General features: G+C 73.0%; 22 protein-coding genes and 1 pseudogene. 11 read left to right on the forward strand and 12 right to left on the reverse strand.

The genetic code is table 11. From position 1 onward, the window contains the following. Nucleotides 1-73 precede the first annotated feature (73 nt). Nucleotides 74-1,429, reverse strand: a complete 1,356-nt coding sequence (locus tag ABEA93_RS06220; protein WP_345674299.1) for an NsdA family TPR-like regulatory protein — start codon at nucleotides 1,427-1,429, stop codon at nucleotides 74-76. A 1,038-nt stretch (nucleotides 1,430-2,467) separates the two neighbouring features. Between ABEA93_RS06220 and ABEA93_RS06225 the strand changes: the two genes are divergently transcribed. The 8 genes from ABEA93_RS06225 to ABEA93_RS06260 all read left to right on the forward strand — a co-directional run bounded on the left by ABEA93_RS06225 (nucleotide 2,468) and on the right by ABEA93_RS06260 (nucleotide 11,307). Further along, nucleotides 2,468-4,375, forward strand: a complete 1,908-nt coding sequence (locus ABEA93_RS06225; protein ID WP_345674261.1) for an albusnodin/ikarugamycin family macrolactam cyclase — start codon at nucleotides 2,468-2,470, stop codon at nucleotides 4,373-4,375. Nucleotides 4,376-4,579: 204 nt separating this feature from the next. After that, on the forward strand, nucleotides 4,580-5,302 hold the full coding sequence (locus ABEA93_RS06230) for a TetR/AcrR family transcriptional regulator (RefSeq protein ID WP_345674262.1): 723 nt from the start codon (nucleotides 4,580-4,582) through the stop codon (nucleotides 5,300-5,302). After that, nucleotides 5,299-6,444, forward strand: coding sequence for an acyl-CoA dehydrogenase family protein (locus ABEA93_RS06235; RefSeq protein ID WP_345674263.1), 1,146 nt, complete (start codon nucleotides 5,299-5,301; stop codon nucleotides 6,442-6,444). The genes ABEA93_RS06230 and ABEA93_RS06235 overlap by 4 nt, the downstream gene beginning before the upstream one ends. 42 nt (nucleotides 6,445-6,486) lie before the next feature. Then, a complete protein-coding gene (locus tag ABEA93_RS06240) occupies nucleotides 6,487-7,260 on the forward strand; it encodes an AMP-binding protein (protein ID WP_345674264.1) in 774 nt (257 codons plus the stop codon). 73 nt (nucleotides 7,261-7,333) lie between these two features. After that, complete coding sequence (locus ABEA93_RS06245; RefSeq protein WP_345674265.1) at nucleotides 7,334-8,641, forward strand: acyl-CoA dehydrogenase family protein; 1,308 nt, start codon at nucleotides 7,334-7,336, stop codon at nucleotides 8,639-8,641. Next, nucleotides 8,638-9,711, forward strand: a complete 1,074-nt coding sequence (locus ABEA93_RS06250; protein ID WP_345674266.1) for a phosphotransferase family protein — start codon at nucleotides 8,638-8,640, stop codon at nucleotides 9,709-9,711. Before ABEA93_RS06245 ends, ABEA93_RS06250 begins: the two co-directional genes overlap by 4 nt. Continuing rightward, a complete protein-coding gene (locus tag ABEA93_RS06255) occupies nucleotides 9,708-10,466 on the forward strand; it encodes an SDR family oxidoreductase (protein ID WP_345674267.1) in 759 nt (252 codons plus the stop codon). The genes ABEA93_RS06250 and ABEA93_RS06255 overlap by 4 nt, the downstream gene beginning before the upstream one ends. Nucleotides 10,467-10,854: 388 nt before the next feature. After that, complete coding sequence (locus ABEA93_RS06260) at nucleotides 10,855-11,307, forward strand: universal stress protein (protein WP_345674268.1); 453 nt, start codon at nucleotides 10,855-10,857, stop codon at nucleotides 11,305-11,307. 70 nt (nucleotides 11,308-11,377) lie between these two features. On the opposite strand, the gene ABEA93_RS06265 is transcribed toward ABEA93_RS06260, so the two are convergent. The 3 genes from ABEA93_RS06265 to ABEA93_RS06275 form a co-directional block, all read right to left on the reverse strand. Next, the gene (locus tag ABEA93_RS06265) at nucleotides 11,378-12,160 is read right to left on the reverse strand and encodes a hypothetical protein (protein ID WP_345674269.1); all 783 of its coding nucleotides are present in this window, start codon (nucleotides 12,158-12,160) and stop codon (nucleotides 11,378-11,380) included. Nucleotides 12,161-12,283: 123 nt separating this feature from the next. Next, nucleotides 12,284-13,207 carry a LysR family transcriptional regulator gene (locus tag ABEA93_RS06270; RefSeq protein WP_345674270.1) on the reverse strand — a complete coding sequence of 308 codons (924 nt, stop codon included), beginning with the start codon at nucleotides 13,205-13,207 and terminating at the stop codon, nucleotides 12,284-12,286. Between the two features lie 102 nt (nucleotides 13,208-13,309). Next, the gene (locus tag ABEA93_RS06275) at nucleotides 13,310-13,936 is read right to left on the reverse strand and encodes a TetR/AcrR family transcriptional regulator (RefSeq protein ID WP_345674271.1); all 627 of its coding nucleotides are present in this window, start codon (nucleotides 13,934-13,936) and stop codon (nucleotides 13,310-13,312) included. A gap of 587 nt (nucleotides 13,937-14,523) precedes the next feature. Between ABEA93_RS06275 and ABEA93_RS06280 the strand changes: the two genes are divergently transcribed. Next, a complete protein-coding gene (locus ABEA93_RS06280) occupies nucleotides 14,524-16,155 on the forward strand; it encodes a SpoIIE family protein phosphatase (RefSeq protein WP_345674272.1) in 1,632 nt (543 codons plus the stop codon). 66 nt (nucleotides 16,156-16,221) lie between these two features. Here the strand turns inward: ABEA93_RS06280 and ABEA93_RS06285 are convergent, their stop codons facing one another. Continuing rightward, nucleotides 16,222-17,544, reverse strand: a complete 1,323-nt coding sequence (locus tag ABEA93_RS06285) for an MFS transporter (RefSeq protein WP_425584838.1) — start codon at nucleotides 17,542-17,544, stop codon at nucleotides 16,222-16,224. A 231-nt stretch (nucleotides 17,545-17,775) separates the two neighbouring features. On the opposite strand from ABEA93_RS06285, the gene ABEA93_RS06290 reads away from it, so the two are divergent. Beyond that, entirely contained in the window at nucleotides 17,776-18,411 is a 636-nt protein-coding gene (locus ABEA93_RS06290) for a MarR family winged helix-turn-helix transcriptional regulator (protein WP_345674274.1), read from the forward strand. Between the two features lie 190 nt (nucleotides 18,412-18,601). Here the strand turns inward: ABEA93_RS06290 and ABEA93_RS06295 are convergent, their stop codons facing one another. From ABEA93_RS06295 to ABEA93_RS06320, 6 genes are all read right to left on the reverse strand, one after another. Further along, entirely contained in the window at nucleotides 18,602-19,141 is a 540-nt protein-coding gene (locus ABEA93_RS06295; protein ID WP_345674275.1) for a hypothetical protein, read from the reverse strand. Between the two features lie 59 nt (nucleotides 19,142-19,200). After that, nucleotides 19,201-20,556 carry an ATP-binding protein gene (locus tag ABEA93_RS06300; RefSeq protein WP_345674276.1) on the reverse strand — a complete coding sequence of 452 codons (1,356 nt, stop codon included), beginning with the start codon at nucleotides 20,554-20,556 and terminating at the stop codon, nucleotides 19,201-19,203. A gap of 4 nt (nucleotides 20,557-20,560) precedes the next feature. Further along, nucleotides 20,561-22,072, reverse strand: a complete 1,512-nt coding sequence (locus ABEA93_RS06305; protein ID WP_345674277.1) for an SCO6880 family protein — start codon at nucleotides 22,070-22,072, stop codon at nucleotides 20,561-20,563. A gap of 2 nt (nucleotides 22,073-22,074) precedes the next feature. Then, entirely contained in the window at nucleotides 22,075-23,466 is a 1,392-nt protein-coding gene (locus ABEA93_RS06310; RefSeq protein ID WP_345674278.1) for a hypothetical protein, read from the reverse strand. Then, nucleotides 23,456-24,247, reverse strand: coding sequence for a DUF8175 domain-containg protein (locus tag ABEA93_RS06315; protein ID WP_345674279.1), 792 nt, complete (start codon nucleotides 24,245-24,247; stop codon nucleotides 23,456-23,458). The genes ABEA93_RS06310 and ABEA93_RS06315 overlap by 11 nt, the downstream gene beginning before the upstream one ends. 217 nt (nucleotides 24,248-24,464) lie before the next feature. After that, a complete protein-coding gene (locus ABEA93_RS06320; RefSeq protein ID WP_345674300.1) occupies nucleotides 24,465-24,773 on the reverse strand; it encodes a hypothetical protein in 309 nt (102 codons plus the stop codon). Nucleotides 24,774-24,998: 225 nt separating this feature from the next. Between ABEA93_RS06320 and ABEA93_RS06325 the strand changes: the two are divergent. Beyond that, nucleotides 24,999-25,988: pseudogene (locus ABEA93_RS06325) on the forward strand (C40 family peptidase); the annotation flags it as partial. 291 nt (nucleotides 25,989-26,279) lie between these two features. On the opposite strand, the gene ABEA93_RS06330 reads toward ABEA93_RS06325, so the two are convergent. Continuing rightward, on the reverse strand, nucleotides 26,280-26,403 hold a 124-nt coding region (locus ABEA93_RS06330; RefSeq protein ID WP_425584842.1), incomplete at its 5' end, for a M23 family metallopeptidase.

Below are 26,403 nucleotides of genomic sequence, written 5' to 3' on the forward strand. Positions count from 1 at the left end.
GGCCTCGCCTTCGCCGCGGGGGAGCCGCACCGGTTGGAGGCCCCAGTATCCCGCAGCGAAGCGCCCCGCCGTGTCAGGCGGGAATGCCGATCGACGTCCGCACCTGCTCGGTGAAGTCCTTGACCATGGGCTCGTCCGCGTGGGCGACCTGCAGGCCGGACACGAGGTCGCGCACGTAGGCGGTGTTGCGGGCGGACCGCACGCGCTGGGCCACGGTCAGCGCCCGCACGCCCGCGCCGCAGGCCGCGTCGATGTCACCCGCGGCCAGGTCGGCCTGCGCGCCGACGGCGAGCCGCAGGCCGTGCGAGCGGATGAACGCCTCGCTCTGCCCGGCCAGCGCGGCGACCGTGAAGCGGCGGGTCTGCGCGGGCATCTTCAGGTCGCGGTAGCACTCGGCGCCGTCCGCGCAGAGCCGGTCGTAGGAGAAGAAGTCGATCCACTCGGGGGCGTCGTCGCCGGGGCGGGCCCGTTCCAGGTGGGCCTCGGCGGCGTTGAGCGCGCGGGCGCAGGCCGCCGCGTCGCCGGCCCGGGCGTGCGCGCGGGCCTCGACCAGGTGCAGGAATCCGGTGACCTTCGGGCCGGACACGCCGCGGTTGCGTTCGACGGCGGCCTGGGCGAGGTCGACGGCCGCCTGCGGATGGCCGCGGTAGGTCGCCTGGAGGCTCATCGTGGCCAGCACGTAGCCGCCGAGCGGGACGTCGGCCGCGGCGCGGGCCAGGCGCAGTGCCTGGATGTAGTAGCGCTGGGCTATCTCGTGCTGCCCGGTGTCGAACGCCATCCATCCGGCGAGGCGCGAGAGTTCGGCGGTCGCGCCGAACAACTGGCGGCCCACGGCGTCCTGGTAGCTGCCGCGCAGCAGCGGCGACGCTTCGACACGGAGGCATTCGGGGACCATCGAGGCGCGCCAGTCGCCGCCGCCGTACTTGCTGTCCCAACGCCTCGCTTCGGCCGCCGCCTCCCGGAGTTTGGCCACGTCCGCCTGGCCGACCTTGCGGTCGGTGCCGCGGTGTTCGGCCAGTGCGTCCGCCGGGGAGATGAGCCAACGCGCGAGGGGCGTCGCGAAGGCGGTGACGGCGAATGTCCCGGTCAGGAATTCGCGGCGGTTCACGTGGTCGTGCCTCCACAGGTCGGTGGCCTTCACGACGGCTTCGGCCAGGTCTCGCGGGAAGGACAAGCCCAGTTCGGGGTCGACCGGCCCGGTGTCCTCGAGCCCGATCTCCTCCAACGGGACGGGCCTGCCGAGCCGTTCGGCGAGCACCGCGGCGATCAGGTGGGGGACGGGGCCTTGCGGGGTCATGCCTTTGGTGACCCAGCGGGCGACCGACGTCTTGTCGTAGCGCAGGGTGAGGCCGCTGATCGCGCCCAGGTCGTTGACCCGGCGGGCGAGGCCGGCGTTGCTCACCCCGGCGTGCACGAGGAGTTCGCGCAGGCGGCCGTTCGGGCCGCGCTCTCCGGCGCGTCCGGTGGATTCGCGGGCGGGGGGGCCGGTGGCCTGGTCGGCCGCTTCGGGTTCTTCGTCGCTGTCGCTGTCGCCGTCGGATGCCTCGGGCTCGTCTTCGCCGTCACCGGGGTCACCGGGGTCACCGGGGACGTCGGGGGCGCGCGGTTCTGCGGGTGCGTCGGGAGGGCCGGCCGGGGTGCCGGGCGGCGGGTCGTCCGGCGGGCCGGTCGCGGCGCCGCCGGGGTCGTCGGGGTGTTCGGTCTCGTCCACGGCGTCCACCTCGTCCGCCGCCTCCGGCACAGCCGCGTCCGCCGCTGCGGCGGGTCGTTCCGCGGACTGGTCGGCGGTGGGCGGGAGTTCGTGCTCCGCATGCGGTTCGCGCGGACGGGGTAACGCCCGGGGTAAGCGGGAAGCGGCCACCGCGGGTCGCAGGGCGGCTTGCCCCGACCCGTCGCTCTTAGGACCGCTGCGCATGGCTTGCCCCCAAAGGCGACCTCCGTCCCCCTCAGAGTAACGGGAGGGGGTGGCGGTGGTAAGGGGATTGGCGCAGTCGGCCCAGCGAGACGGTCGGGCCCGCGAACCCGGACAATTCCGATCGGATAGGCAACAGCCTGCGCAGGTCTTGCCGGACACCGTCTTCGGGCTGCCGCGAACCGGGGGCTCCGTGGCCGCACGCTGTCCGGAAACCGTCGCCTCCTGGCGCCAAATGATCGCAGCCGCAAGGGATTTGCTTCCAGGCGAGGAAACCGTTCATTCCGCGAGACCGTCCCTGTCCCGGGGTGTAGCGATCCGTCCGGCACGGTACGCATCAAGTAGGTGATGGGGCGTCAAATTCTTGACGGTTTGCTGACAATTCGAACAAAAATGGTCAGGCTGGGGCGAGTTGCCGTGGTGTGCGCCGGTGCCGTGTGTCCGTGCGCCCGCCCGTGCGCTCTGCCCAGGATTGCCTAACCTTGCTTGACTGGAGGTGCGGTGTCCGGCGAAGGGCGGACACCGTGGATGCCCGCGGTTTCAGGGGGAAGTGACATGCGCTGGTTCGCTGGGATGAGCGGGAGCCGGACGGCTCCTCGGCCGGACGGCTCCACCGTTCTCTGGGAAGGCCCGGATCCCCTCTGGCTGGTGGGGGATTGGCCCGAGGACGAAGTGCGCACCCTGGTCCGGGGGCAGATCCGGATGGCCGTGCTGGGCGACTGCCGCGCCACCGACGCGGAACTCGAGGTCGGCATCGCCGTGGCGCGCGGCGGCGGGCTCCGCCCGCTGACCACCTGGCCCGGCAGCTACCACGTAGTGCTGCGGATGGGGCGACGCACCCTGGTGCTCGGCGATCTCGCCGGACTGCGCCCGGTGTTCCACGCCGACCACGACGAGGGGGTGGTGTACGCCTCGCATGCCCTTCCCCTCGCCGACCTGGCGGGCGCCCGCCTCGACCGCGGCCTGATGGCCGCACGCCTGCTGTGCCCCGAGATTCCCGAACTTGCCTCCGGATCCTCGTTGTTCGCGGGCGTCGACCGCGTCGACCAGGGCCGCGCCCTGGTGCTGACCGGTCCCAAGCGGCAGTTCCGCCGGTACGAACAGGGTGCTGCGCCACTGGACTTCCCGGCGGCGGCCGCCGCGCTCCGCGACGCGCTGACCGCGGCGGTCGGCCGCCGGGTCGACGCCGCGGGCAAGGCCGGCACCGACCTGTCCGGCGGCCGCGACTCGACCGTACTGGCGCTGCTCGCCGCCCGGTCGGCCAAGCACGAGGTCGTCGCGGTGACCTGGTCGGACGCCGGCGCTCAAGACGACGTCGACTACGCGTCGCGAGTGGCCACCTCCTCCGCGCGGCTCAAGCACTTGGTGGTGCCGGGCGAGGCCGCGTGCCTCCCCTACAGCAGCCTCGTGGACGCCTTCGACGCGCCGCCCACCACCGACCTGCCCGCCGCGCCGCTGGTCACCGCGGCGCGCACCGCCCGCCACTTGGCCGCCGTGCACGAGACCGGCATCGACGTGCACCTGACCGGCTACGGCGGCGACGCCGTCCTCGGCACGCCGCTCGCCTACCTCGCCGACCTGGCGATGGACCGGCACCCGGTCGCCGCGATGCGGCACGCCCGCGCCTGGGCGCGGGCGGCCGGGATGCGCCCGGGCGACCTGTCCGCGGCCGCCCGCCGGGTGGCCCGCACCGGCTTCGACCAGGCCCTCGCGGACCTGGCCGGGTCCGTGGAACGCGGCGAGCTCCCCGGTACCGGGCTGGAATCCCACCTCGGCTGGTGCGCCGCCGCGCCCACGCTGGCGTGGGCGACCGGCGACGCCCGCGCGGGTATGGCCGCCGCGCTGCGGACGCTGGCCGGGCAGGTCGCGGAGGCGCGCGGGGGGCGCGACGACGACCCGTCGGCGCCGCGGCGCCCGGGCGACCGCGCCTCCTGGGTCGCGGTCCGCCGCTCCGCCGAGCGGCACCGGGTGATGCAGCAGCTCGCCGAGGGGACGGGGGTGCGAGTGCGTGCCCCGTATCTCGACAACGCGGTGGTGCGGGCCGGCCTGGCGCTGCCCGCCTGGGCGCGGGGCCGCGGCGACGGGCCTCGGACGCTGCTGCACACCGCGGTCGAAGGACTCGTGCCGCGCTCGGCGCTGTCCCGCACCGGCAAGGGCGACTACACCGTCGCGGAGATGCGCGGCCTGCGCCGCAACGCCGCCGACCTGCGCGACCTGCTGGCCGCGCCGATGCTCGGCGAGATCGGCATCCTCGACCAGGCCGCGCTGCGGGCCGCGCTCGACCGGGCCACCCGGCCGATCCTCGACAAGCGCGCCGAGCCCGGCGCCGACACAGTCGACCTGCTCGGCGGGTTCGCCGACGTGGTCGCGGCGGAGCTGTGGCTCCGCGGCGTCGCGGCCGGGCGTGCGCTGCGTTGGGGTGCGAGCAGTAAGGCGGGCACGGTGATCGCCGCGGTCGCCTGAGTCCGCGGCCCATTCAACGACGCTGCCCGGCGACGGCCTTCGAGGCCGTGCGCCGGGCAGCGTCGTTTCCGGCGCTCCCTTCCCGGCCTGCCGCCCGGTTCCCACCGCTGTGCACGGCCGGACTCTTGATCCCGTCCACCTCCGCGCCTAGCATCCCGACCAGTACCCGACCCGCCGGTCGGAATTCCTACCGCAAGGTTGACGATGCCGCCACGCAACCGCCTGATGCGCGACGAGATCCGGGCCGCCGCCACCCGGTTGTTCGGCGTGCGGGGGCTCGGTGCGGTGACGCTGCAGGAGATCGCCGACGAACTCGGCATGTCCAAAGCCGCGCTGTACCACTACTTCCCCAACAAGGACGCGCTGGTCCGGGCGATCTTCGAGGACTGGGCCCGGGTCGGCGGCGGCAAAGTCGCCGAGATCGCGGCCCTCGACGCACCGGCCGCCGAGCGGCTGCGCCGGATGATCGAACTGCACGTGTCGGGCCTGGTCGGCAACATCGACCTGTACCGGCTCGGCTTCCGCGACGAGGACCAGCTCCCGGACGGCGCCCGCGAGGTCTTCGCCGCGTTCAAACGGGACGTCGACAACGCGGTACGCGCGGTGATCCGCGACGGGGTCGAGAACGGCGAGTTCGTGAAGGTCGACCCGAAGATGGCGGCGTTCGCGGCCATCGGCATGTGCAACTGGATGTTCAAGTGGTACCGCCCGGACGGCGGCTACCAGCCGGAGGAACTCGCCGCGATGTTCGGCCGGTTCGCGCTCGGCGGCCTCTTGCGCCGGGAGCCGGGCGACGCCCTGGGCCCCGCCGGCGCGGCCCTGGACCGCGCCGCGCTCATCGCCGAGCTCGCCGCCGGCCTGCAAAGCGAGGTCGAGGCGCTGCGCGCGGCCGCACACACCCAACCGAGGCAGGGGGAGCACCCATGAGGGACCGTCATCTCGAGCCCGAGCACCTGGCGTTCCGCGAAACCGCCCGCGAGTTCGTCCGCCGCGAGATCGTGCCCTTCCACGACGGGTGGGAGAAGGCCGGCATCGTGGACCGCGAGGTGTGGCGCAAGGCCGGGAAGCTGGGGCTGCTCGGCATCGACGTCGACGAGCGTTACGGCGGCGGCGGGGTCCGGGACTTCCGCTACCTGGCCACGCTCTCCGAGGAACTCGTCCGGGCTGGCGCGTCCGGCGTCGGGTTCGGCCTGCACAACGACGTCGTCGCGCCCTACCTCAACGAGCTGGCGACGGACGAGCAGAAGAGCCGCTGGCTGCCCGGGTTCTGCTCGGGCGACATCATCACCGCCATCGCGATGACCGAACCGGGCGCGGGCAGCGACCTGCAGGGCATCCGCACGCACGCGGTGCGCGACGGAGGCGACTGGATCCTCAACGGCGCCAAGACGTTCATCACCAACGGCATCAACTCCGACCTGGTGATCGTGGTCGCCAAGACCGACCCCGAGGCCAAGGGCAGCAAGAGCATCAGCCTGATCGTCGTGGAACGCGGCATGCCCGGGTTCGAGCGCGGCCGCAACCTCGACAAGATCGGCCTCAAGGCCCAGGACACCGCGGAACTGTTCTTCACCGACGTGCGGGTGCCCGCCACCAACATCCTCGGCGAACTCAACCGCGGCTTCTACCATTTGATGCACAACCTGCCGCAGGAGCGGCTCGGCATCGCGGTCTCCGCGGTGATCGGCGCGGAAACCGTCTTCGAGCACACGCTGGAGTACTGCAAGACGCGCACCGCGTTCGGTCAGCCCATCGGGTCGTTCCAGAACAGCCGCTTCGAACTCGCCGAAATGGCCACCGAACTCGACATCGCCCGCACGTACATCGACGACTGCATCATGCGGCACGTGGCCGGCGAGCTGGACGCCGTGGACGCGTCGAAGGCCAAATGGTGGACGACCGACCTGCAAAAGCGGGTTGTCGACCGATGCCTCCAACTCCACGGCGGTTACGGCTACATGATGGAGTATCCGGTCGCGAAAGCGTTCGTGGACAGCCGGGTCCAGGCGATCTACGGCGGTACCAACGAGATCATGAAGGAGATCGTCGGCCGCTCGCTCGGCGTATGAACCCGCCGGGCAGCCGCGGGCTCCGGCGGGAGGGGGACCGCGATGGAGCACGCCCGCAACCTGCTCGCCGCGCTGTGGCGGGCTGCCGACGACTGGCCCGAGCGGCCCGCCGCGTCCTGGCTCGACCCGGCGGCCGCGGTGCCCCGGTCGCTGACCTGGCGGCAGCTGGCCGACCGGGTGGCCGCGGTGGCCGCGGGGATGATGGCCGCGGGTGTGCTGCCCGGCGACCGGGTCGGCGTCATGGTGCGGCCGTGCGTGGACTGGACGGTGCTCGACCTCGCGGTCCTCGCCGCGGGCGCCGCGACGGTCCCGATGCCGCCCGGGCTGAGCACCGCGGCGTGCCGCCGGGCGCTGCGGGGTACGGAGCTGCGCATGGTCTTCGTGGAGGGCCCGCGCGACGCCATGACGGTCGCGCGGGCGGCGGGCGGTGCGGCCGACCCGCCGCAGGAGATGTTCGTGCTGCGCGAAGGCGGGCTGCGGGTGCTCACGTCGTGGGCCCACCCGGGGGACGTGCACGCGGTGCGGTCCTATGCGGAACGCGTCGCGACGACCGCGGTGGCGCTCTTCGACCGCGGTGCGGCACCCGCCGCACACCTGCCCCCGCGCCCCCTGACGCATGCCGAAGTACGTCTTGCCGCACACCGCTTGGGCCTGCTCCTCGGCGTCTCCGGACCCGCCCGCATCCCCGGCCCGGCGGTGACCGTCGGCCCGCTGCACCGGCTGCTGCCGCACCTCATGCAGTTCGCCGCGCTGGAAGCGGGCCGGTCACTGGCGTTCTCCGGACCCGTGCCGCGCCGCCAGGCCGCGGCCGGCTGAGCCCGCCCCGCCCGAGCCGGACCGCCGCCGTACACCCCGCCACCCGCACCGACCACGCGAGGAGATCAGCACCATGGCCTGGGATTTCTCCACCGAACCGGAGTTCGAGGAACAACTGGCGTGGATGCGGGACTTCGTCCGCGACGAGATCTGCCCACTGGAGACGCTCGACCTCGACGAGGCGACCCGCGACGCCATCCTCGCGCCGCTCAAGGAGCAGGTGAAGGCGCGCGGACTGTGGGCGGCCCACCTGCCGCCGGACCTGGGCGGGCAGGGCTTCGGCCAGGTCCGGCTCGGGCTGATGCACGAGATCCTCGGCCGGACCCCGTACGGCCCGGTCGCCTTCGGCAACAACGCCCCCGACTCGGGCAACGCCGAACTCCTCGCGCACGGCATCGCCGCCTCCGGCCGGGACTGGCAGCGCGAGAAATGGCTGGAACCGCTCCTCGACGGCCGTATCCGCAGCGCCTTCTCGATGACCGAACCCGACACGGCGGGCTCCGACCCCACGCTGCTGGCCACCCGAGCGGTGCGGCACGGCGACGAATGGGTCATCGACGGGCACAAGTGGTTCACGTCGAACGGCTCGGTCGCCGACATCCTCGTCGCCATGGTCGTCACCGACCCGGACGCCGCCCCGCACGCCCGCGCCTCGATGATCGTCGTCCCCGCCGACGCCCCCGGCGTGGAAATCGTGCGCGACGTCGCCACGCTGGAGGACCCCGGCCGCACCGACCGCCTGCACGGCTTCGGCGGACACGCGGAGATCCGCTACCACGCGGTGCGGGTGCCGTACGAGAACCTCGTCGGCAACGAAGGCGACGGCTTCAAGCTCGCCCAACTCCGGCTCGGCCCCGGCCGCATCCACCACTGCATGCGCTGGCTCGGCCAAGCCCAGCGCGCCCTCGACATGCTGTGCGAGCGCGCCCTGTCCCGGTACGCGCACGGCTCGCTGCTCGCCGAGAAGCAGACCGTGCAGAACTGGATCGCCGATTCCTACGCCGGCATCCAGGCCGCCCGCCTGATGACCCTGCACGCCGCGTGGCGCATGGACCGCGACGGCGCACCCGCCGCCCGCACCGAGATCTCCGCGATCAAGTTCTACGGCGCCCAGGTGCTCTACGACGTCATCGACCGCGCCATCCAGATCCACGGCTCGCTCGGCTTCTCCACCGACCTCCCGCTCGAGCAGATGTACCGGTACGCGCGCGCCGCCCGCATCTACGACGGCCCCGACGAAGTGCACCGCGTGACCGTGGCCCGCCAAGTCCTCAAGGGGTACCGTCCGGCCGAGGTGCCGACCGAGCACGTGCCGACCCGGCGCGAGGACGCCCGCAAGAAGTTCGCCGCACTGCTCGCCGAAGCGGAAGGTGGAGAGTGAAACCCGCCCACGACGCGCCCGCCCCGGCCGGAATCCGGCCCGCCGAGGTCACCGACTGGCTCGCCGCCCGGGTGCCCGCCCTGGCCCCGCCGCTCGCCTTCACCCCGGTGGTCGGCGGCCATTCCAACCTGACCTACGTCGTCACCGACGCCGCGGGCACCCGCTGGGTGCTGCGGCGCCCGCCCCTCGGCCACGTCCTGGCCACCGCGCACGACATGGGGCGCGAGCACCGCATCCTGGCCGCGCTCGGCGGCGGCCGCACGCCCGTCCCGGTCCCGCGGGTCGTCGGCCTCAGCCCGGACGACGCGGTCAACGGCGCGCCGTTCTACGTCATGGACTTCGTCGACGGCTTCGTCCTGCGCGACGCCGCCGCGGCCACCCGTGACCTCGACCCGGCCGCCCGCCGCCGCGCGGGCGAGCAGCTCGCCGACACGCTGGCCGCGATCCACGCGGTCGACGTCGACGAGGTCGGCCTCGGCGACCTCGGCCGCCGCGAGGACTACATCGCCCGGCAACTCCGCCGCTGGCACCGGCAGTGGGACGCCACCCGGGTCGACGGCATCCCGGAGATAGACGAGGTGCACGCGCGCCTGAGCGCGTCCATCCCGCCGCAGCAAGGCGCCGCGATCGTGCACGGGGACTTCCGCCTCGACAACTGCATCCTCGGCCCCGACGGGACGGTACGCGCGGTCCTGGACTGGGAGTTGTGCACACTCGGCGACCCTCTCGCCGACGTCGGCATGACGCTCGTCTACTGGGTCGAGCAAGGCGAGGACTCCGCGCTGCTGCCGTCCGACGGCACCGCCGCCGAAGGCTTCCCCGACCGGGCCGCGTTCTGCGCCCGCTACGCCGAGGCGACGGGCCGCGACCTGTCCGGCATCGCCTGGTACGCGGCATTCGCCTACTGGCGCCTCGCCTGCATCCTGGCCGGCGTCCTCGACCGCTACACCGCGGGCGCGATGGGCGACCAGGCCGGCGACGGCGGCGCGTCCCGGTTCACCCACGACGGCCTCGCGGGCCTCGCAGCCCGCGCCCGGACGGTACTCGACGAAGGGAAGTTCGCGGCATGACGGCCGACTTCACGGGCAAGACCGCGCTGGTCACGGGGGCGAGCCGGGGCATCGGCCTGGGCATCGCCGCCGAACTCGCGGCCCGCGGCGCCAAGATCGTGGTGACCGCCCGCAACAAGGAAGACCTCGACGCCGCCGTCGCCGAACTGGGCGGCACGGACGTCGCCCTCGCGGTGCCCGGAAAGGCCGACGACCCCGAGCACCGCGCGTTCGCGGTCGCCGCGGCCGTCGAGCGTTTCGGCTCGCTCGACGTCCTGGTCAACAACGCGGGCATCAACCCGCACTTCGGCGGGCTCATCGACGCGGACCTCGGCGCGGTGCGCAAGATCCTGGAGGTCAACCTGGTCGGGGCGCTCGCCTGGACGCAGGAGGCTTACCGCGCGTGGATGAAGGAGCACGGTGGCGCGGTCCTCAACGTCGCCTCGATCGGCGGCATCGTCGCGGGCCCGTTCATCGGCGCCTACAACGTCAGCAAGGCCGCGCTGATCCACATGACCCGGCAACTCGGCGCCGAACTCGCCCCCGGCATCCGGGTGAACGCGGTCGCGCCCGCGGTGGTGAAGACCCGTTTCGCGGCGGCGCTGTTCGAAGGGCACGAGGAGGAGTCGGCGGCGGCCTACCCGATGAAGCGGCTGGGCGTGCCCCAGGACGTCGCCAAGGCGGCCGCGTTCCTGCTGTCCGAGGACGCGGCGTGGATCACCGGCGAGACGGTCGTCCTGGACGGCGGCCTCAGCCTCGCGGGCGGGTCGGCCTAGCCGCGGCCCGGCCCCGCTCGCCGGACGGCGACGGCGGGACGCCTGCCGGGCTCGTCCCGGTAATCCCGCCGTCATCTGTTCCACACAACCGCCGGATACCGTGCGAAGGCGCCGGTCGGACGCCGCGAAGCCCGCGGACGTCCGGCACCGGCCGCCGCGACAGGCCGCGGGGGAGTCCGCCGGGGGGCGCTTCCCTGCGGCCCTTCGCGTCTTCGCGCTCCGGGACTCCCGGCATATTCACGCCCGGCCGCTGATCCGGCCGGGTGATCCTCGCCGCGGGCCGCCTTCCGCGCCGCATTAGTGTGATGATTCTGCGGCTTTTGCGGTATTAGCTCCCTCACTGTCCGCGGTGCCGCCCTCCGAAGGCGCCGCGCCACGAGGAGGGCCGATGGCTGAGGACGAACCGCGCGGCGTCGTGGTCGGGGTCGACGGGTCGGAACCGTCCCGCCGGGCACTCGACTGGGCGATGACCGAGGCGCAGCTCCGCGGGCTCCCGCTGTACGTGGTCTCCGCCGCGCCGCCCGCGGGCGCCTACGCCGCCATGGCCCCCGGCGGCCTCTATGTCGAGGACATCAGCGCCGCCCTCGACGCCATCCGCGGCGAGACCGAGGCCTTGGTCGCCGAGGTCGACCAGGGCCGCGACGAACGCTTCACCGGCGAATCGCACGTCCAGGTCTACTCCGGGACCGCGACCGAAGTGCTCCTCGGCATGTCCGAGCGGCACGAGCTGGTCGTCGTCGGTTCGCGCGGCACCGGCGGCTTCTCCCGCCTCCTGCTCGGCTCGGTGAGCACCGCGGTCGTGCACCATGCGGCGTGCCCGGTACTGGTCGTCCGCACCTGAGCCGTGTCTGGCATGGCGGGCCCGGGCCCGGCCGGGCGTCCCTGTCCGGCCCGGGCCCTCCCGCCCCGGCTCACGCCACCCGCAGCCCGCCGCGGCGGGTCGAACCCCCGGCCACCGCCGGCTCCACACCCACCACCGACGGACGCAGCGCCGGCACCGCCGCGCTTCCGGTGACGGCGGCGACCGGGTCGCGCGGGGCGAGCCCGGCCAGCGCCATCAGCGGGCCCAGGGTGCCGCGCGGCGGCGCGACCACGGCGAGCCGGCCGTCGTCGAGCAGGTGTACCGGGGCGCCGAAGATCTCCTCGACATGCGCGGCGACCAGCAGGGTCGGCCGCAGCCGCTCGTGCGTCGGATACGCGCCGATCTGCGGCTCGATCGCGACCACCGTGGGCGGCTCGCCCCCGGCGGCGGACCGGCGGCGCAGCACGTCGGCGCGCAGCGCCGCACCGGAGGGCAACTCGGTCAGCGGGTCGAAGCCCTCGGCCACGGGCAGATGAGCGTGCCGCGCGGCCACGTACGCGGCCACCACCGAATCCGACGCCCCGCGCCCTACCGCGGTCAGGAACAGCAGGTCCAGATCGGACAGCGCGGCCGCCAGCGGCACTCCCGCCTCGGCGCGGTCCCGGGCCAGGTCGTGGCACGCCGCACGGATCCGCCCGGGCCGGAAGAACGCCGCCACGGCCGCCTCCGCACCGGGGGTGAGCCATTCCTCGGGCTGCGGCCAGCCGCACGCGATGCTCCGGCGCCGCCATTCGGCGAGCAGCCAGGCGAGGTGGCGGCCCGCGGACGCGGCGGCGGAGCCGGTCGGCACGACGGTGTACGGGGTGGCGGAGGGCGCAAGGTTCGCAGTCATACCCAGGGAGAGCGGGCGGGCCCGGAATCGTGACGCGACTCCGCAGGTGATCGTGTGTGATCCGGATCACTTTCCGAGTGTGCACCGACCGCGTTAGGCCGTTCGGGGGACACCGCCCCCGCGTCAGGGCATCGGGGCTTGCTGCATCGGACGTCGGAACCACTCGCGGCACACCGCCGCGAACGCCGCCGCGCGGCGCGTCGGGCGGACACCGCGTGCCTGGGCGAGCATCAGCGGCAGCGGCGGCAGGTCGTCGGTCAGGTCCAGGGACACGACGCGGCCGCCGTCGTAGGTGCGGTCGGTGGCCGGCCGTTCGTTCAGCACCGCGTAGCCCTGTCCGGCCGCGACCAGCGCCCGGACCAGCTCCGGATTGCGCGACCGGAACCGCACGCGCGGGGTGATCCCCGCCCGGCGGCTCACCGACGCGAAATAGTCCCGGTGGTGCGGCAGGTCCAGCAGGATGACCGGGTCGTCCGCCAGCGCCAGCAGCGACACCGCCCGCTCGCCCGCCAGCGGATGCCCCGGCGGCACGATCACATGCGGCGGCAGCCGGGTCAGGAGCTGGGAGTCGACGCCGTCGCCGTCCCGCGCGTCGTACAGCAGCGCCAGATCGCAGCCGCCGTCCGCGAGCAGGTCGCGCAGGCTCTCCTCGTCCGGGCCCTCCGACACCCACACCTCGACCTCCGGGTGCCGGTCGGCGAACTCGGCCAGCAGCGGCGGCAGGTAGTACGGCGCGATGGTCTCCGCGCACCCCACGTGCAGCCGCCCCCGCAGCGCGTTGCCGTAGCCCTTCGCGGACGCGGCGATCTCGTCGGCGTGCGCGAGCAGCGCCCGCGCCTCGCCGAGGAACCGCTCGCCCGATGTGGTGAGCGACAGGCCCTTGGCGTGGTGCCGCACCAGCAGCTGGACCCCGAACTCTCGTTCCAGGTGCGCGATGGCGGCCGAAATGGCGGACTGGGATACGAGCAGGTCCCGCGACGCGCCGGTCATACTGCGATGGCGCGCCGCGGCGACGAAGTAGCGGAGTTGCACGAGCGTGAAATTCATGTGCGACGACCCTTCGTCCGGGCCGGTCGCCGGACCCTATGAAGGGATCGTAGGCCGGGGCCGCGCCGCTCGCCCGTCGGAGCGGCCCCGCCGGTGACGCGGCTACGCCGGGCGCGGCCCGCCGCGCAGGAACAGCGTGTCCAGCTCGTCCTGGGTGAAGGGCTTGCCCGGGAGCGGCGAGGAGCGGTCCGCGCGCAGCCCGTCGAGTACCACCTCGAGGTAGCGTGCCGCCACCGTCATCCGCTGGGCCTTCGGCAGCCCGGGAGGCGGCAGTAGGCACGACAGCAGCAGCGAGATGTCCGCGTCGGACACGTCGGCGCGCAGCGCGCCCTCGTCCTTCGCGCGCTCCACCAGATGGCACACCGCGTCGTTGAGCGCGGCGCGCCCGGCGCGCATCTCCTCGGTGACCGGCACCCGGCCGCTCAGCGCCGGGAACAGCCGCCCCGCGCCCGAGGCGACGGCGCGCCGCAGGTAGCGGTTCAGCGCGCACCACGCGTCCGGTTCCTCGGCGAGGGCGGAGACCGCCTCGCTGGTCAGCCGGCCCGTCTCGGTGATCATTATTCGCTGGACCAGCGACTCCTTGCCGGAGAAGCGCCGGTAGATGGTGCCGACGCCGACGCCCGCGCGGCGGGCGATCTCCTCCATCGGTGCGTCGTAACCCAGTTCGCCGAAAACTTCGCGCGCCGCCCGGAGCACCTGCTCCAGATTGCGGCGCGCGTCCGTGCGCAAGGCCGATTCCGGATCGCCCGACGCCCGCGGTCCCGCGGTCGCGGACCGGCCGCGTTGCGGCCGGCGGGCGGACGGAATCACGGCGGTGGCCGCCGGCGGCGCGGAATCCCTGGTCCGCGTCAGCTCGTTCGAATACGTACGCGAAGCGCCCATGTGTACTTCCCCCGAAGGCAAATGGTCGTATCCCGTGTCGGGCCGCTCAGTCATTGCCAGTTCGCCGAGCGTACCCGACCCTTCGCCCGGCCAGAAGCGGAATCCGACGCAACGGTTGTGGAGGAGATGTGTGGTGTTGACGCTGAGTCAGCGGTACCCCGCTCCGGCGTGCCGGGCGATCGACAGTGCGTCAGCGGCGGCCGACGCCGCGGAGTGCGGACCCGGGTGACCCGGTCACCGGCATGTGACCGGGGTCACGAACGTGCCTCCGGCGCGGCGTCCGCGGGGCTGTCCGTCCCCCGAACGGGGGGACGCGCCCGGGGTCGCGATTCCCCTGTGGCCGAGTTTCGCCCACACTGGTGAGGTCACTTGAGGTAAACCTCGGGGCACATAGTGTTAATAGCTGTGCGACGGACTCACGAGGAAGCAAGCGGTTGAACATCACTCGGTGGGGCGCTCGGTTGGCCGGAGAACGACGGCGATCCGTGCCCGCGGCGCGGATGCAGGACCGCATCGACACGTTCTCGCTGCGCGAGGTGCTGGCCCACGCGCCGGCCTTGATCGCGGTCACGCGCGGCCCTGCCCACGAACTCGCCTACGTCAACCAGGCCTACCGGGACGTCTTCGGGCCACGCCGCCTCGGCGTGCCGGCCCGCGACATCCTCCCGGAGCTGGCCGACCACGGCCTGCTGCCGCTGATGGACCAGGTGTACCGCACCGGCCGCGGGCGCACCGTGCGCGCGCGGCGCGTCGACCACCACGGCACCGCCTATCCGGGCATGCCGGAGAGCGAACGGCAGCACGGCTACTTCACCTTCGTCTGCACCCCGGTGTGCGCCGACGGCACTCCCGGCGACGCCGCGGTGCGCGGCCGGGCGGGCGTCCGCGGCGTGCTCGTGTTCGCCGTCGACGTCACCGACCAGGTGCAGGCCACCGACCGGCTGCGGGAGAGCGAACGCCGGCACCGGCAGGCCGCCGTCACCCTGCAGCGCAGCCTGCTGCCCCAGCAGCTCGAACACCCGGACGACCTGCGGGTGTCCGCCCGCTACCTGCCCGGCGGTGCGGACGCCGCGGTGGGCGGCGACTGGTACGACGTCATCACCCTCGGCGCGGGCCGCACCGCTCTGGTCATCGGCGACGTCATGGGCCGCGGCGTCCGCGCCGCCGCCGTCATGGGCCAACTCCGCACCGCGGTCCGCGCCTACGCCCGCCTCGACCTGCCGCCGCACGAAGTCCTGCAGCTCCTGGACGGGTTGGCGATGGAGATCGACGCCACGCAGATCGCCACCTGCGTCTACGCGGTGCACGATCCGAGCGAAGGCGTCCTGACCTACTCGACCGCCGGGCATCTGCCGCCGCTCGTCCGCGACCCCGCGGGCGACGTGCACCGGCTCGACGACGCGCTCGGGCCGCCGCTCGGCACCGGCGGGAGCTGGCCGCACACCTCCGGCAGCCTCCCCCTCGAACCCGGCTCCACCGTCGTCTTCTACACCGACGGCCTGGTGGAGCGCCGCGGCGAGGACATCGACCGCGGCATCGACGACTTGGCCGCCGCCCTCGACGGCGCGGCCGGGCCGCCCGACGCGGTCCGCGACCGCCTGATCGAACACATGCGCCTGCCGGTCGAACACGACGACGACGTGGCCTTGCTGGTGCTGCACCTGCCGCGCCACGAAGGCCGCGCCGCCACGCTGTTCCGCACCGCGTCGCTCGACCTGCTCGGCGGCAACGAAGTCGCGGCCCGGGCCCGGGCCTTCACCTCGGGCGTGCTGGCGAGCTGGCAGGTCGGCGAGGAACTGCGCGAATCGGGGGTGCTCGCGGTCAGCGAGTTCGTCGCGAACGCGCTCACCCACGGCGCCGCACCGATGCGGCTGCGCCTGCGGCGCACCGACCGGCGGCTCATCGTCGAGGTCTCGGACGCCGACGACCACGTGCCGCGCCACCGGCGCGCCTCGGCCGACGACGAGAACGGGCGGGGTGTCGCGATCGTGGCGAGCATCGCCAGCTCGTGGGGTTCCCGGCTGACCGCGACCGGCAAGACCGTTTGGTGCGAATTCCTGCTGTGAGCGGGCGGGAACGGCGGAAAGGCCGGTGCCCGGCCCCTCGGCGAGGGAGCCGGGCACCGGCACGGGTCACGCGGCGAGCGCGGCGGCCTTCGCGTCCTCGGGCCGGCCGCTCCGCCCGGCCTGTTCGGCCCGCTCCGCGGGGCCCTGCGTGCTCGACGACGCGACCACGAGCCCGTTCTGCACCGGGCTGAGGCCCCGGCCGAGCCGGACACCGAGCACCGCGATCAGCACCGAGCACGCCATCAGCACCACCAGGTAGGGGCCGTAGATCCCGGCACCCACCATCGCGCCCGCGAACGCCGGGCCGACCGCCATCGCGAGCTGCTTCACCAGCGACTGCGCGGCGTTGTACTGGCCGAGCAGGTGCGCGGGTGCCAGGTCGGCGACCATCGGGCCGAGCGTCGGGGCGAGGAGGCTCTCGCCGATGCCCAGCAGCCCGTACGCCGCCACGATGGTGACCGCGGCCAACGCGGCATTGCCGTGCAACAGCCCGGACACCGCGGTGACGATCCAGGCCAGCAGCCACACCACGCCGGTCGCCGCGATGACCATGCTGCGGCGGCGCCGCGTCACGATCCGCAGGACCGCCAGCTGCGCGACCACGATCACCAGGGTGTTCGCGGCCAGCGCCACGCCGAGCATGCTCGGCGAGATCCGGCTGACCTCGGTCGCGAACGCGGCCAGGCCCGACTCGAACTGGCCGTAGCAGGTGAAGAAGATCAGCGCGCTCACCACGGACAGCCGGACCATCGCCCGGTCCCGCAGCAGATGCCGCCACCCGGCCTTCGGGCCGCCGTCGCCGGCCCCCGCCGCGTGCGGCGCGGCCGCGGGCATCCTGGCCCCGCCGACCACCAGGGCGAGCACGACGATCATCGCCGCCTCGACGACGAACAGCACCGTGAAGCTGGCCGGCCGCGACGGGTCGACGATGAGCCCGCCGATCAGTCCGCCGATGCCCAGCCCCAGGTTGTTGAAGGTGAACTGGAGCGCGAACGCCCGGGAGCGGGTCTGCGGGGTCGTGCACCGCACGATCATCGTCGCGAGCGCGGGCTGGATGGCCGCGATCCCGGCGCCCAGCAGGCCCGCGGCGGCCAGGATCAGCGGCGGGTGCGCGGCGAACCCGAGAGTCAGCGACCCGGCCGCCGCGACCAGCGCGCCGACCACCGCGACCGGCCGCGGACCGCGCCGGTCGATGCCCGGCCCGACGAAGGGCAGTACGACGAGCGCGGCGACGGCCAGCACGCTGAACATCAGCCCGGCCTGCCCCGCGGACATGTCGCGCACCCGGGTCACGTAGACGAAGAGAAACGGAACGGTGAAGCCGCTGCCGAACGCGGCGAGGGCGTTGCCGAGCTGGATCCGGCGCAGCGCCGTCGTGGTCGCCACCACACACCTCCTGACTGCCTGTGTCGGCGGACCGGCCGTTCCGGTCCGCACGGGACGGTCTCCCGCCGGCCCTCGGACACGTCGGAGCGCACCGCGGAGCGGCCGGCGCGGCGAATCGCGGCGGCGCTGCGGATAGTCGACGGGAGGGCTCGAAGCTGAAGACTTCAGTGCTAAAGAGTACGCCCGTCAAGTGTTTCTGTCTAATGAGTTAAGGGGTACAGGTAGGCTGGGGAAATGCCCGCAGACCAGCAGGACCCGGCCGCCCGGAAGCGCGCGGCCGCGGCGTCGTCCGCGGATCCGTCCGCGGACGGGGCCGGCACCGGCCCCGGTCCGACGGATGCCGGCCTGGAGGCGCACCTCGCGGTCTTCCAGCGGGAATTCCCCGAGGTCGACCCGCAGGTCGAGACGATCGTCGCGGCCCTGTTCCGGCTGCACCGGCGCATGTCCGTGGCGTACGACCGGCAGATGGCCGCACTCGGCATCACCAACGCCGACTGGGAGGTCCTGCGCGCGCTCGTCCTCGCCGGCGAGCCCTGCCGGCTCAGCCCCGGCGAACTCGCCAAGAGCCTCGGCCTCACCCCGGCCGCGATGACCCACCGCATCGACCGCATGGTCGGCGAAGAGCTGGTCACCCGCACCCGCGACGAGCAGAACCGGGTGCGCGTCATCATCGAGCTGACCGCCGCCGGCCGGGACATGTGGCTCCGCGTGGTGCGCGACGCCGCGGTCTTCGAATCCGCGCTGCTCCAAGACCTCGGCGACGCGGAGCGCGCGGACCTCGCCGACGGCCTGCGCCGCATGCTCGCCCGTGTCGAGGAGACCCAGCCCGACGGCACCGGCCGCTCGGACGCGCCGGCGACCGGGACCTGATCCGGGCAGACGAAAACCGCAGCCTCGCGTGGCGCGGGCTGCGGGGGATTGGTGGGTCGAGCCGACCGGCGGGTGACCTGTCGGCCACGCGGCGGCCGACTCGGCCACGGTAATGATGAGCGTTCCCCGTGCGGACCACGGCAATTCCGACGGAAAGCCCGGTTCACCCGAAGGTGTGGCCGAAAGTCCGTCAGTCCCGTTTCGCGGGCCCCTCACGGCCCTCGTGACCCTCCGGTCTCCCGGGCGGCGGGTCGGCGGGCGCCCGCTGTTCCGGCACCGGGTCCTTCGCGAGCGCGATACCCGACGCGGCGTCGTCCGCCCGTCCGCCCGCGGGCCCGCCGCCCGCGGGTCCGTCCGCCCGCCGCCCGTCCGCCGGGGCCGCCCGGCGGATCCGCCGCGTGGTGAGCCGCACCCACGCCCACAGCACGGCACCCGCGAACGCCAGAGCGATCGCTATCACCACGCCGAACACCCACCAGAACGCGGTCGCCGACGGCAGCTGGTCCGCGGGCGACGCCGGCCACGCCGCCGGGATGTCCCCCGGATCGCGGAGCAGTTCGCGGATCGCCCGCCCGGACCGGGTGAACCGCACCTGGTCCGGCCACGCCTGACGGGTCGCCAGCCCCGCGAGACCGGTCGCCAGCCAGGTGGCCGCCGTCCCCGCGATCAGCAGCACCAGGGCGCCGATCAGCGCCCCGTCCGGTATGCCGCGCTGCGGTGCCTCCGCCATCGCTCCTCCCGACGCGCCGTCGTCCCGCCGCTGTGCCGGTGCTCCGCCCTGCCGCCGGGTCACACCGGCGCGTCCTCGGCCAGCGCGGCCACCGCACGCACCCGCTCCTCGACGGCTTCCTCGGTCATCGCGCGGTCGGTGTAGACCATCGGCCGCTCGGTCTCGGTGATCAGGTGCTTGACCACCTGCACGTTGCCGTTGACGTCCCACACCGCGATACCCGGCGTCAGCGTCGGGATGATCTCCACCGCCCAGCGCGGCAGACCGAGCACCTTGCCGGTGGCGCGGGCCTCTTCCGCCTTCTGCATGTAGATCGTGCGGGTCGACGCCATCTTGAGGATCGCCGCGGCCTCCTTGGCCGCCGCACCGTCGACGACGTCGGACAAGTGGTGCACCACCGCGACGAACGACAGGCCGAGCCGCCGGCCGAACTTCAGCAGCCGCTGGAACAGCTGGGCGACGAACGGGCTGTTGATGATGTGCCACGCCTCTTCCACCAGGAAGATGCGCTTGACCCGGTCCGGCCGGATCCACGTGTGCTCGAGCCAGACGCCGACGATCGCCATGAGGATCGGCATCGCGATCGAGTTCCGGTCGATGTGCGACAGGTCGAAGATGATCAGCGGCGCGTCGAGGTCGATGCCGGTCGTCGTCGGGCCCTCGAACATGTTCTTCAGGTCGCCGTCGACGAGCCGGTCGAGCACGAGCGCGACGTCCAGACCCCAGATCCGCACGTCCGCCAGGTCCAGGCTGAGCAGGTCCGCGGACTCCTGGGTGGGATTCCGCAGCGCGTCCACGATGTCCGGAAGTATGGGCTGGCGGTCCTCGACCGTGCGGACCACGTGCACGTGCGCGGCCTTGAGCGCGTACCCGGCGCGCTCCTCCAACGGGCGGCCCATCGCCACCTCGATGATGGTGCGCAGCAGCGCCAGCTGGCCGGTCGACGTGATCGCCGGGTCCAGCGGATTCAGCCGCACGCCCGCACCGGTGATGTCCGTCGGGTCCAGGCGCACCGGCTTGATGCCGAGCGCTTCGGCGATGTGGTTCCACTCGCCGACGCCGTCCTCGCCCTGCGCGTCCAGGACCACCACCTGGCGGTCGCGGAAGCGGAGTTGGCGCAGCACGTAGGTCTTCTCCAGCGCCGACTTGCCGTTGCCGGACTCGCCGAGCACCAGCCAGTGCGGGGCGGGCAGCTGCTGGCCGTACAGCTGGAACGGGTCGTACACGTAGCCCTTGCCGGAGTACACCTCGCGGCCGATGATCACCCCGGAATCGCCCAGCCCGGGCGCCGCCGTGGGCAGATACACCGCCTGCGCCTGGCCGGTCGAGGTGCGCACCGGCAGCCGCTGCGTTTCCGGCTTGCCGAACACGAAGCTCGCGAAGCCGTTGGTCAGAAGGGAAAAGATGCCGGACACGACGTCACCTCCGGATGCCGGTGGCGAAAGGCAGGGTGTTCACGAACGCACGGTGCTGTTCGCGGTCGCACCACTCCAGTTTGAGGAAGCACTTGCCCGCGGACGCGCGGATCGTGCGCTTGTCGCGCATGAGCTGCTCCGGGTCGCGGGACGACACCGTGATGTACCCGACCAGGTTGACGCCCGCCGCGCCGCCCGCGAGGTCCTCGCCGCGCTGGTCGACGCGGCCGGTGTGGGCGAGGTCGCGGGGGTCCACCACGCGGTTCATCTTCGCGGCGCGCGCCGCGTCCGCGTCGTCGTTCGTCTTCTCGGTCAGCATCCGCTCGATCGCGATGTCTGTCGGCTCCAGGTCCATGGTCACCGCCACCGTGCGGATCACGTCGGGGGTGTGCACCAGCAGCGGGGCCAGGAAGTTGACGCCCACCGGGGTCAGCGGCCACTCCTTGATCCACGCGGTGGCGTGGCACCAGGGACGGGGCGTCTCCGACTCGCGGGTCTTGGCCTGCAGGTAGTTCGGGTGCGTCGCGTCCAGCTCGGCGGGCCACGCGTAGCGGGCCTGCATGCCGTCGAACTGGTCGATCTGGTGCTCCGGGTCGTACATCGAGTGGATCAGCGACGCCAGACGGGCCTCGTTCATCGGCTGCCGCACCCGGATGTCGGCCTCGGCCAACCGCGCGCACACGTCGGTCAGCTCGCGCGCCATCACCACGCCGAGGCCGTCGTCGCCGCGGCCCATCACCGACGACTCGGCGGCCAGGTCGCGGTTGTAGTGCATGCACGCGATCAGGTAGGCGCGGTGCTGCTCGCTGGACGTCGACACCATCGACTGCAACTGGTCGTACGAGTCCTTCACCCACATCGGCGCGCTCGCGTCGCCGCGGCGCGCCACGTCCTTCGCGTGCGCGTCGGGGTCGGCCGGCATGGTGCGGGCCAGGATCTGCAGGCGGGTGACGAAGCCGTCCCCGTTCGCCACGTGCTTGAGCAGCGTGCCGAACCGCTCGACCAGCGCCTCCTGGTCCTCCGAGTCGCGCAGCCCCACGCCGGGGCCCTCGATCTCGATCGCCGCGGTCACCGTGCGGCGTTCCAGGTGCATCAGCACCGCGAGTTCGTCCGGTCCGAACGGCACGCTCATCCAGCTCAGCCGGCCGATGCCGGGCGGCGTGCCCACCGCGGTGGCCGCCCCGTCGATGCGCGTCCCGGCCTCCATGACGGCCGAGCGGAAACGGGCGCCGCGCTTGAGCGTGCGCTTGTACGTGCGGTTGATCTCGAACCACTTGTAGAACGTGCGCTGCTTGTACGGCATATACACGGCGGCGAACGCCAGCAGCGGGAAGCCCACAAGGCCGATCAGCCGCACCGCCAGCACGGGCACGAGCAGGCCCCACAGCATGCCGATCGCGCCGCCCGCGATGATCAGGAAGATCTCGCCGGGCTCACGGTTCTTGCCGATGACGGCCGTCGGCTTCGCCTTGCCGATGAGGAAGGTCCTGCGTCGGTGGATCGGCTGTGTCGTCATGGTCAGGCCTCGTTCCCGGTCCTCGCGTGCGGCGTGCTACTGGGGTTTGCCGGGGGTGGTGCCGCGGCGCCGGCGCCGGTTCCGCCGCCGCGCGAGCCGTGGGCCGCGATGCCGGACGACACCGCGTTCTGCGCGGCGGGCGCGGGCGATGCCGCGGAGTCGCCTCCGCCGCCCCGGCCCGCGTGCGCGCGGATGCCCTGCTTCATGAACGCCGCCGGTCCGCCGACCAGCGACGTCGCCGCACCGCCGGCGCCCCCCAGCGCGCGGCGGCCGCTGTGCAACTGCGCCATGTCGTCGCCGAGGTTCGGGACGAAGCGGTAGATCAGCACACTCGCGAAGATCGACAGGCACATGATCGCCAGACCGCTCAGGACCGACGAGAACGAGTCCTGCGGCCGACCCCCCGAAATGGCGGTGGCCAGGCCCAGCACGATGACGACGACGGGTTTCGCGAGCAGCACGGCAACCATGATCCCCGCCCAGCGGCGCACGTGGTGCCACATTGCCTTGTCGACCAAGCCGGAATAGACCGCTGTGCCCAGCATTGCCCCGACGTACAACATCGCGGCGCGCAGCAGAAGTTCGACCCACAGCACGGCGGCGGCGAGCATCGACAGCATGGACACGAAGATCAGCATGACCGGTCCGCCGCCGAGCCCCGCATTCGGATCCAGGGCCTTGGCGAAGCCGCCCAGGAACCGGTCGGTGTCCTGCTGCGTGCCGGACGCGATCGCGGTGGTGACGGCATCGGTCAGCGACACCGCCAAATACAGCGTCAGGGGGGTGAACGCGGAGGCCAGCACGGCGAGCCACAGATAGCCGACGGCTTCCGAGATCGCCGTGGTGATGGGGGCGCCGCGCACCGCGCGCTTGGTCACCGCCAGCATCCACAGCAGCAGCGTGAGGAACGTGGACGCGGCGAACACCACCGCGTACTGCCGCAGGAACCCCGCATTGGTGAAGTCGACTTGCGTCGTGCCGTTTACCGCCGCGGCGAGGTTGTTGATGATCCACGTCGCCGCGTCCGCGCAGCCCTTCGCGATCGACCCGAGCGGGTCGGTCACGAACCCGGCGGTCTGGCCGGGCGCGCCCGGGATGCTCGGGCCGCCGTCGCCGTTCTGGCAGTACGTCTTGGCCGGCCCGGTGAGCATGTCGCAATACGCCTGCGCGGCACCGCCTCCGCCGCCTTGTGGGGCGGGAGTGCTCGCGACGACCGACGGAAGCGGCGAAGCGGCGGGCGACACCGCGGGCTTGGCGGCCCCGGTGGCCGCCGGGGCGGGGTCGGCGAACGCGCGGGCGGCGGCGAGCAGGACCGCCGTCTGCACCGCGGCGACGACGGCACCGACCCGGACGGCGCGGCGCGCCCGGCGGCCACGGCAGGACTCAGCGTGCATAGCGCAGTTCCTCGAACTCGCGAACGGCCTTGGCGATGTCCTCCGCTCCCGACGCGGTCTGCAGACCGCCGACCGGGGTCGGCCCCTCCTTCTGGGTGAAGTCGACGAGCTTCCAGTCGTCGTCCGCCCACGACAGCCGCAGCGTCGTGGTCGTCCAGGCCTCGCTCACCGGCTTCGTGGAACCCGCCCCCGCCAGGCCGACCAGCCCGGCTCCCCACACCTCGACGGTCGCCGAATCGGGGGTGTAGGCGACCGATTTGGTGCCGACCGGCAGTGCCCGGCACACGAAAGACAGCCCCTTGGGCGCGTTGCCGTCCGCGTCGAGGCCGAACACGGCGGTCTGCGCCTGGAACGCCGTGTCGGCCCGGGCCAGCAGACCGGCCTTGCTGCCGGGATCCGCCATCGACTCGACGATCGCCCGGCGGACGGCGGGCCGGAACATGTCCGACGAACCGTAGGCCGTGGCGTAGTTCGCGGCCGCGGACTGCGCACCCTCGCGGGTGCGGGGATAGCCGACCGGGACCGTGCCGGCGAGCGCGGCCGGGGGACGGGCGGCGGCGATTCCGGCGGTACTGCGCGGGCTCGTCTTGCCGACGCCGGAACTCGTGCCGGCGCGGGACGCGGCGGAGTCCTCCGCGGGCGCGCCGCTGCGGCGGCTGGCGTACGCGAGCGTCAGGACCACGACGAGGATCACGACGACGACCCCGGCACCCGACGCGACGGGGTGCCGCCGCCGGGGATCCCCGGCGGCGCGCTCCGGAGCCACCGGCGCGTCGCTCATGCGCGGACTCCGCGTCGCGGGCGCGCGGCGGCGCGGGACCGGGGGGCGGCGCAATTCCCCGTCCCGGGAATTTCCGCGGGGGCGATAATCGGCCACCCGCGGCGATTTTCGGCCGACCGGAAATGGCTCGTGCTGGCATACGGCGCACCGGCGGAGTTGCGTGGGCAGACGTAGGCCACAGGAGCCACCTCGGGTCGGCGAATCGGGCGGCGCGGGGCTAGATCGCCATCCCGTAGATGATGGTGAACAGGGTGCCGAGCGAGCCGATGATGAACACGCCGGTCAACCCGGCGATGATCAGGCCCTTGCCCTGCTCGGCACTGAACGTGTCGCGCAAGGCCGTTGCCCCTATCCGCTGCTTGGCCGCACCCCAGATGGCGATGGCCAGGCAGAGGAGCAGGGCTACTGCCATGACCACCTGAACCATCGTGCGGGCTTCAGCTCCGAGCGTCGCGAAAGGGCCCCAATCCGGGGCGATACCACCGACGATGGTATTGATGTCGCCGTTGCCTGCACCTAGATACATGCCGTTCACCGCCCCCGACTGGGCTTCTCGAATTACCCCCGCCGGGTGGAGCGGGGGTGCCGTGCCTCTCGATTATTGTGTCGTGGCGACAGCGTTCGGGCCACCACCCCCGAGCGACGGCTCGTTCACTGTGTGTATCACGGGTGATTGCGCAGAGCAATCACGGCACGCAGAATGATCAAGTGCGACCTGTCCCCGCTGTTCCGCGCCCCCCGTTCGCCCCCGATGCGTAAGGCTTGGCTGGCTGCCGGACTTGCCGCCGCGCTGCCGGTCGGGGCGGTGGGGCTGCTCGTCGTCGCCGTCGGTTCGATGACCGGCGGCTCGCCTTCGTCCGGCGGGAACGGGGCCGTGGCGCTCGCGCCGGGGGCGGTGCCGGCGGCGTACCAGCCGGCGATCGAGCGGTGGGGGCGGTTGTGCCCGGAGATCTCGCCGGCGCTGCTGGCCGCGCAGTTGTATCAGGAGAGCGGGTTCAACCCGCGGGCGGTCAGTCCGGTGGGGGCGCAGGGGATCGCCCAGTTCATGCCGGGGACGTGGCCGCAGTGGGCGACGGACGGGAACGGCGACGGGCGGCGTGATCCGTTCGACGCGGAGGACGCGATCCCGTCGGCGGCGAAGTACGACTGCGCGCTGGCGAAGTCGATCGCCACCATGCCGGGTGACCGGACGGACAACATGCTGGCGGCGTACAACGCGGGGTCGTACCGCGTGATCCAGTACAAAGGGGTGCCGCCGTACGCCGAGACCCGCAGCTATGTGAAGAACATCCGCTCGCTGGAGCAGAGCTTCGGCGCCGTCAAGGCACCGATTCCGCCGTCGGTGCTCGCCGTCGGGGCGATCGAGTTCGCCCAGACGAAGCTCGGGACGCCGTACCTGTGGGGCGGTGAGGGCACCGTCGCGGACGGCGGCCGGTTCGACTGCTCGGGTCTGACGCAGGCCGCGTACGACAAGGTGGGCATCAAACTGCCACGTGTGGCGAACGACCAGTGGAATGCGGGACGGCATCCGGCCCGGTCCGAACTGCTGCCGGGTGACCTGGTGTTCTTCGCCACCAACCTGCGCGATCCGCGGAGCATCCACCACGTGGGGATCTATGTGGGCGGCGGGACGATGATCCACGCTCCCTACACCGGCGAGGTCATTCGCTTCGGCCGCATCGACAAGCCGGACTACATCGGCGCCACCCGGGTCACCTCGGAGGGCGCCCAGGCGCTGCCGGATCGTACGGCGGTCAACCCCGTCGGCGCGGGCGCACCACGGACGACCTTCGCGGACCCGGCGGCGACGGCTCCGGCTGCGAGTGCGGGGCCGGTTGCCACGCCGTCGTCGCTTTCGGCCAAGCCCACGGGCGCACCGCCCGCGGCGAATCCGTCCGCACCCTCCGTGCCGCCGTCCCGGCCCGTCGAGCCGTCGGCGTCGTCGTCGCGGCCGGCGGGCTGACCGGTCGGAACCCGAAAACCCTGTGGGGCCCCGGCGATGCCGGGGCCCCACAGGGTTGGTGCTACTCGATCAGACGTTCACGCCGTGGGCGCGGAGGTAGGTGATCGGGTTGATGTCGGAGCCGTAGTTGGGGCCGGTGCGGACCTCGAAGTGGAGGTGCGGGCCGGTGGAGTTGCCGGTGGAGCCGGAGAGG

This window comes from Yinghuangia aomiensis, assembly GCF_039542225.1.
Classification (GTDB): domain Bacteria; phylum Actinomycetota; class Actinomycetes; order Streptomycetales; family Streptomycetaceae; genus Yinghuangia; species Yinghuangia aomiensis.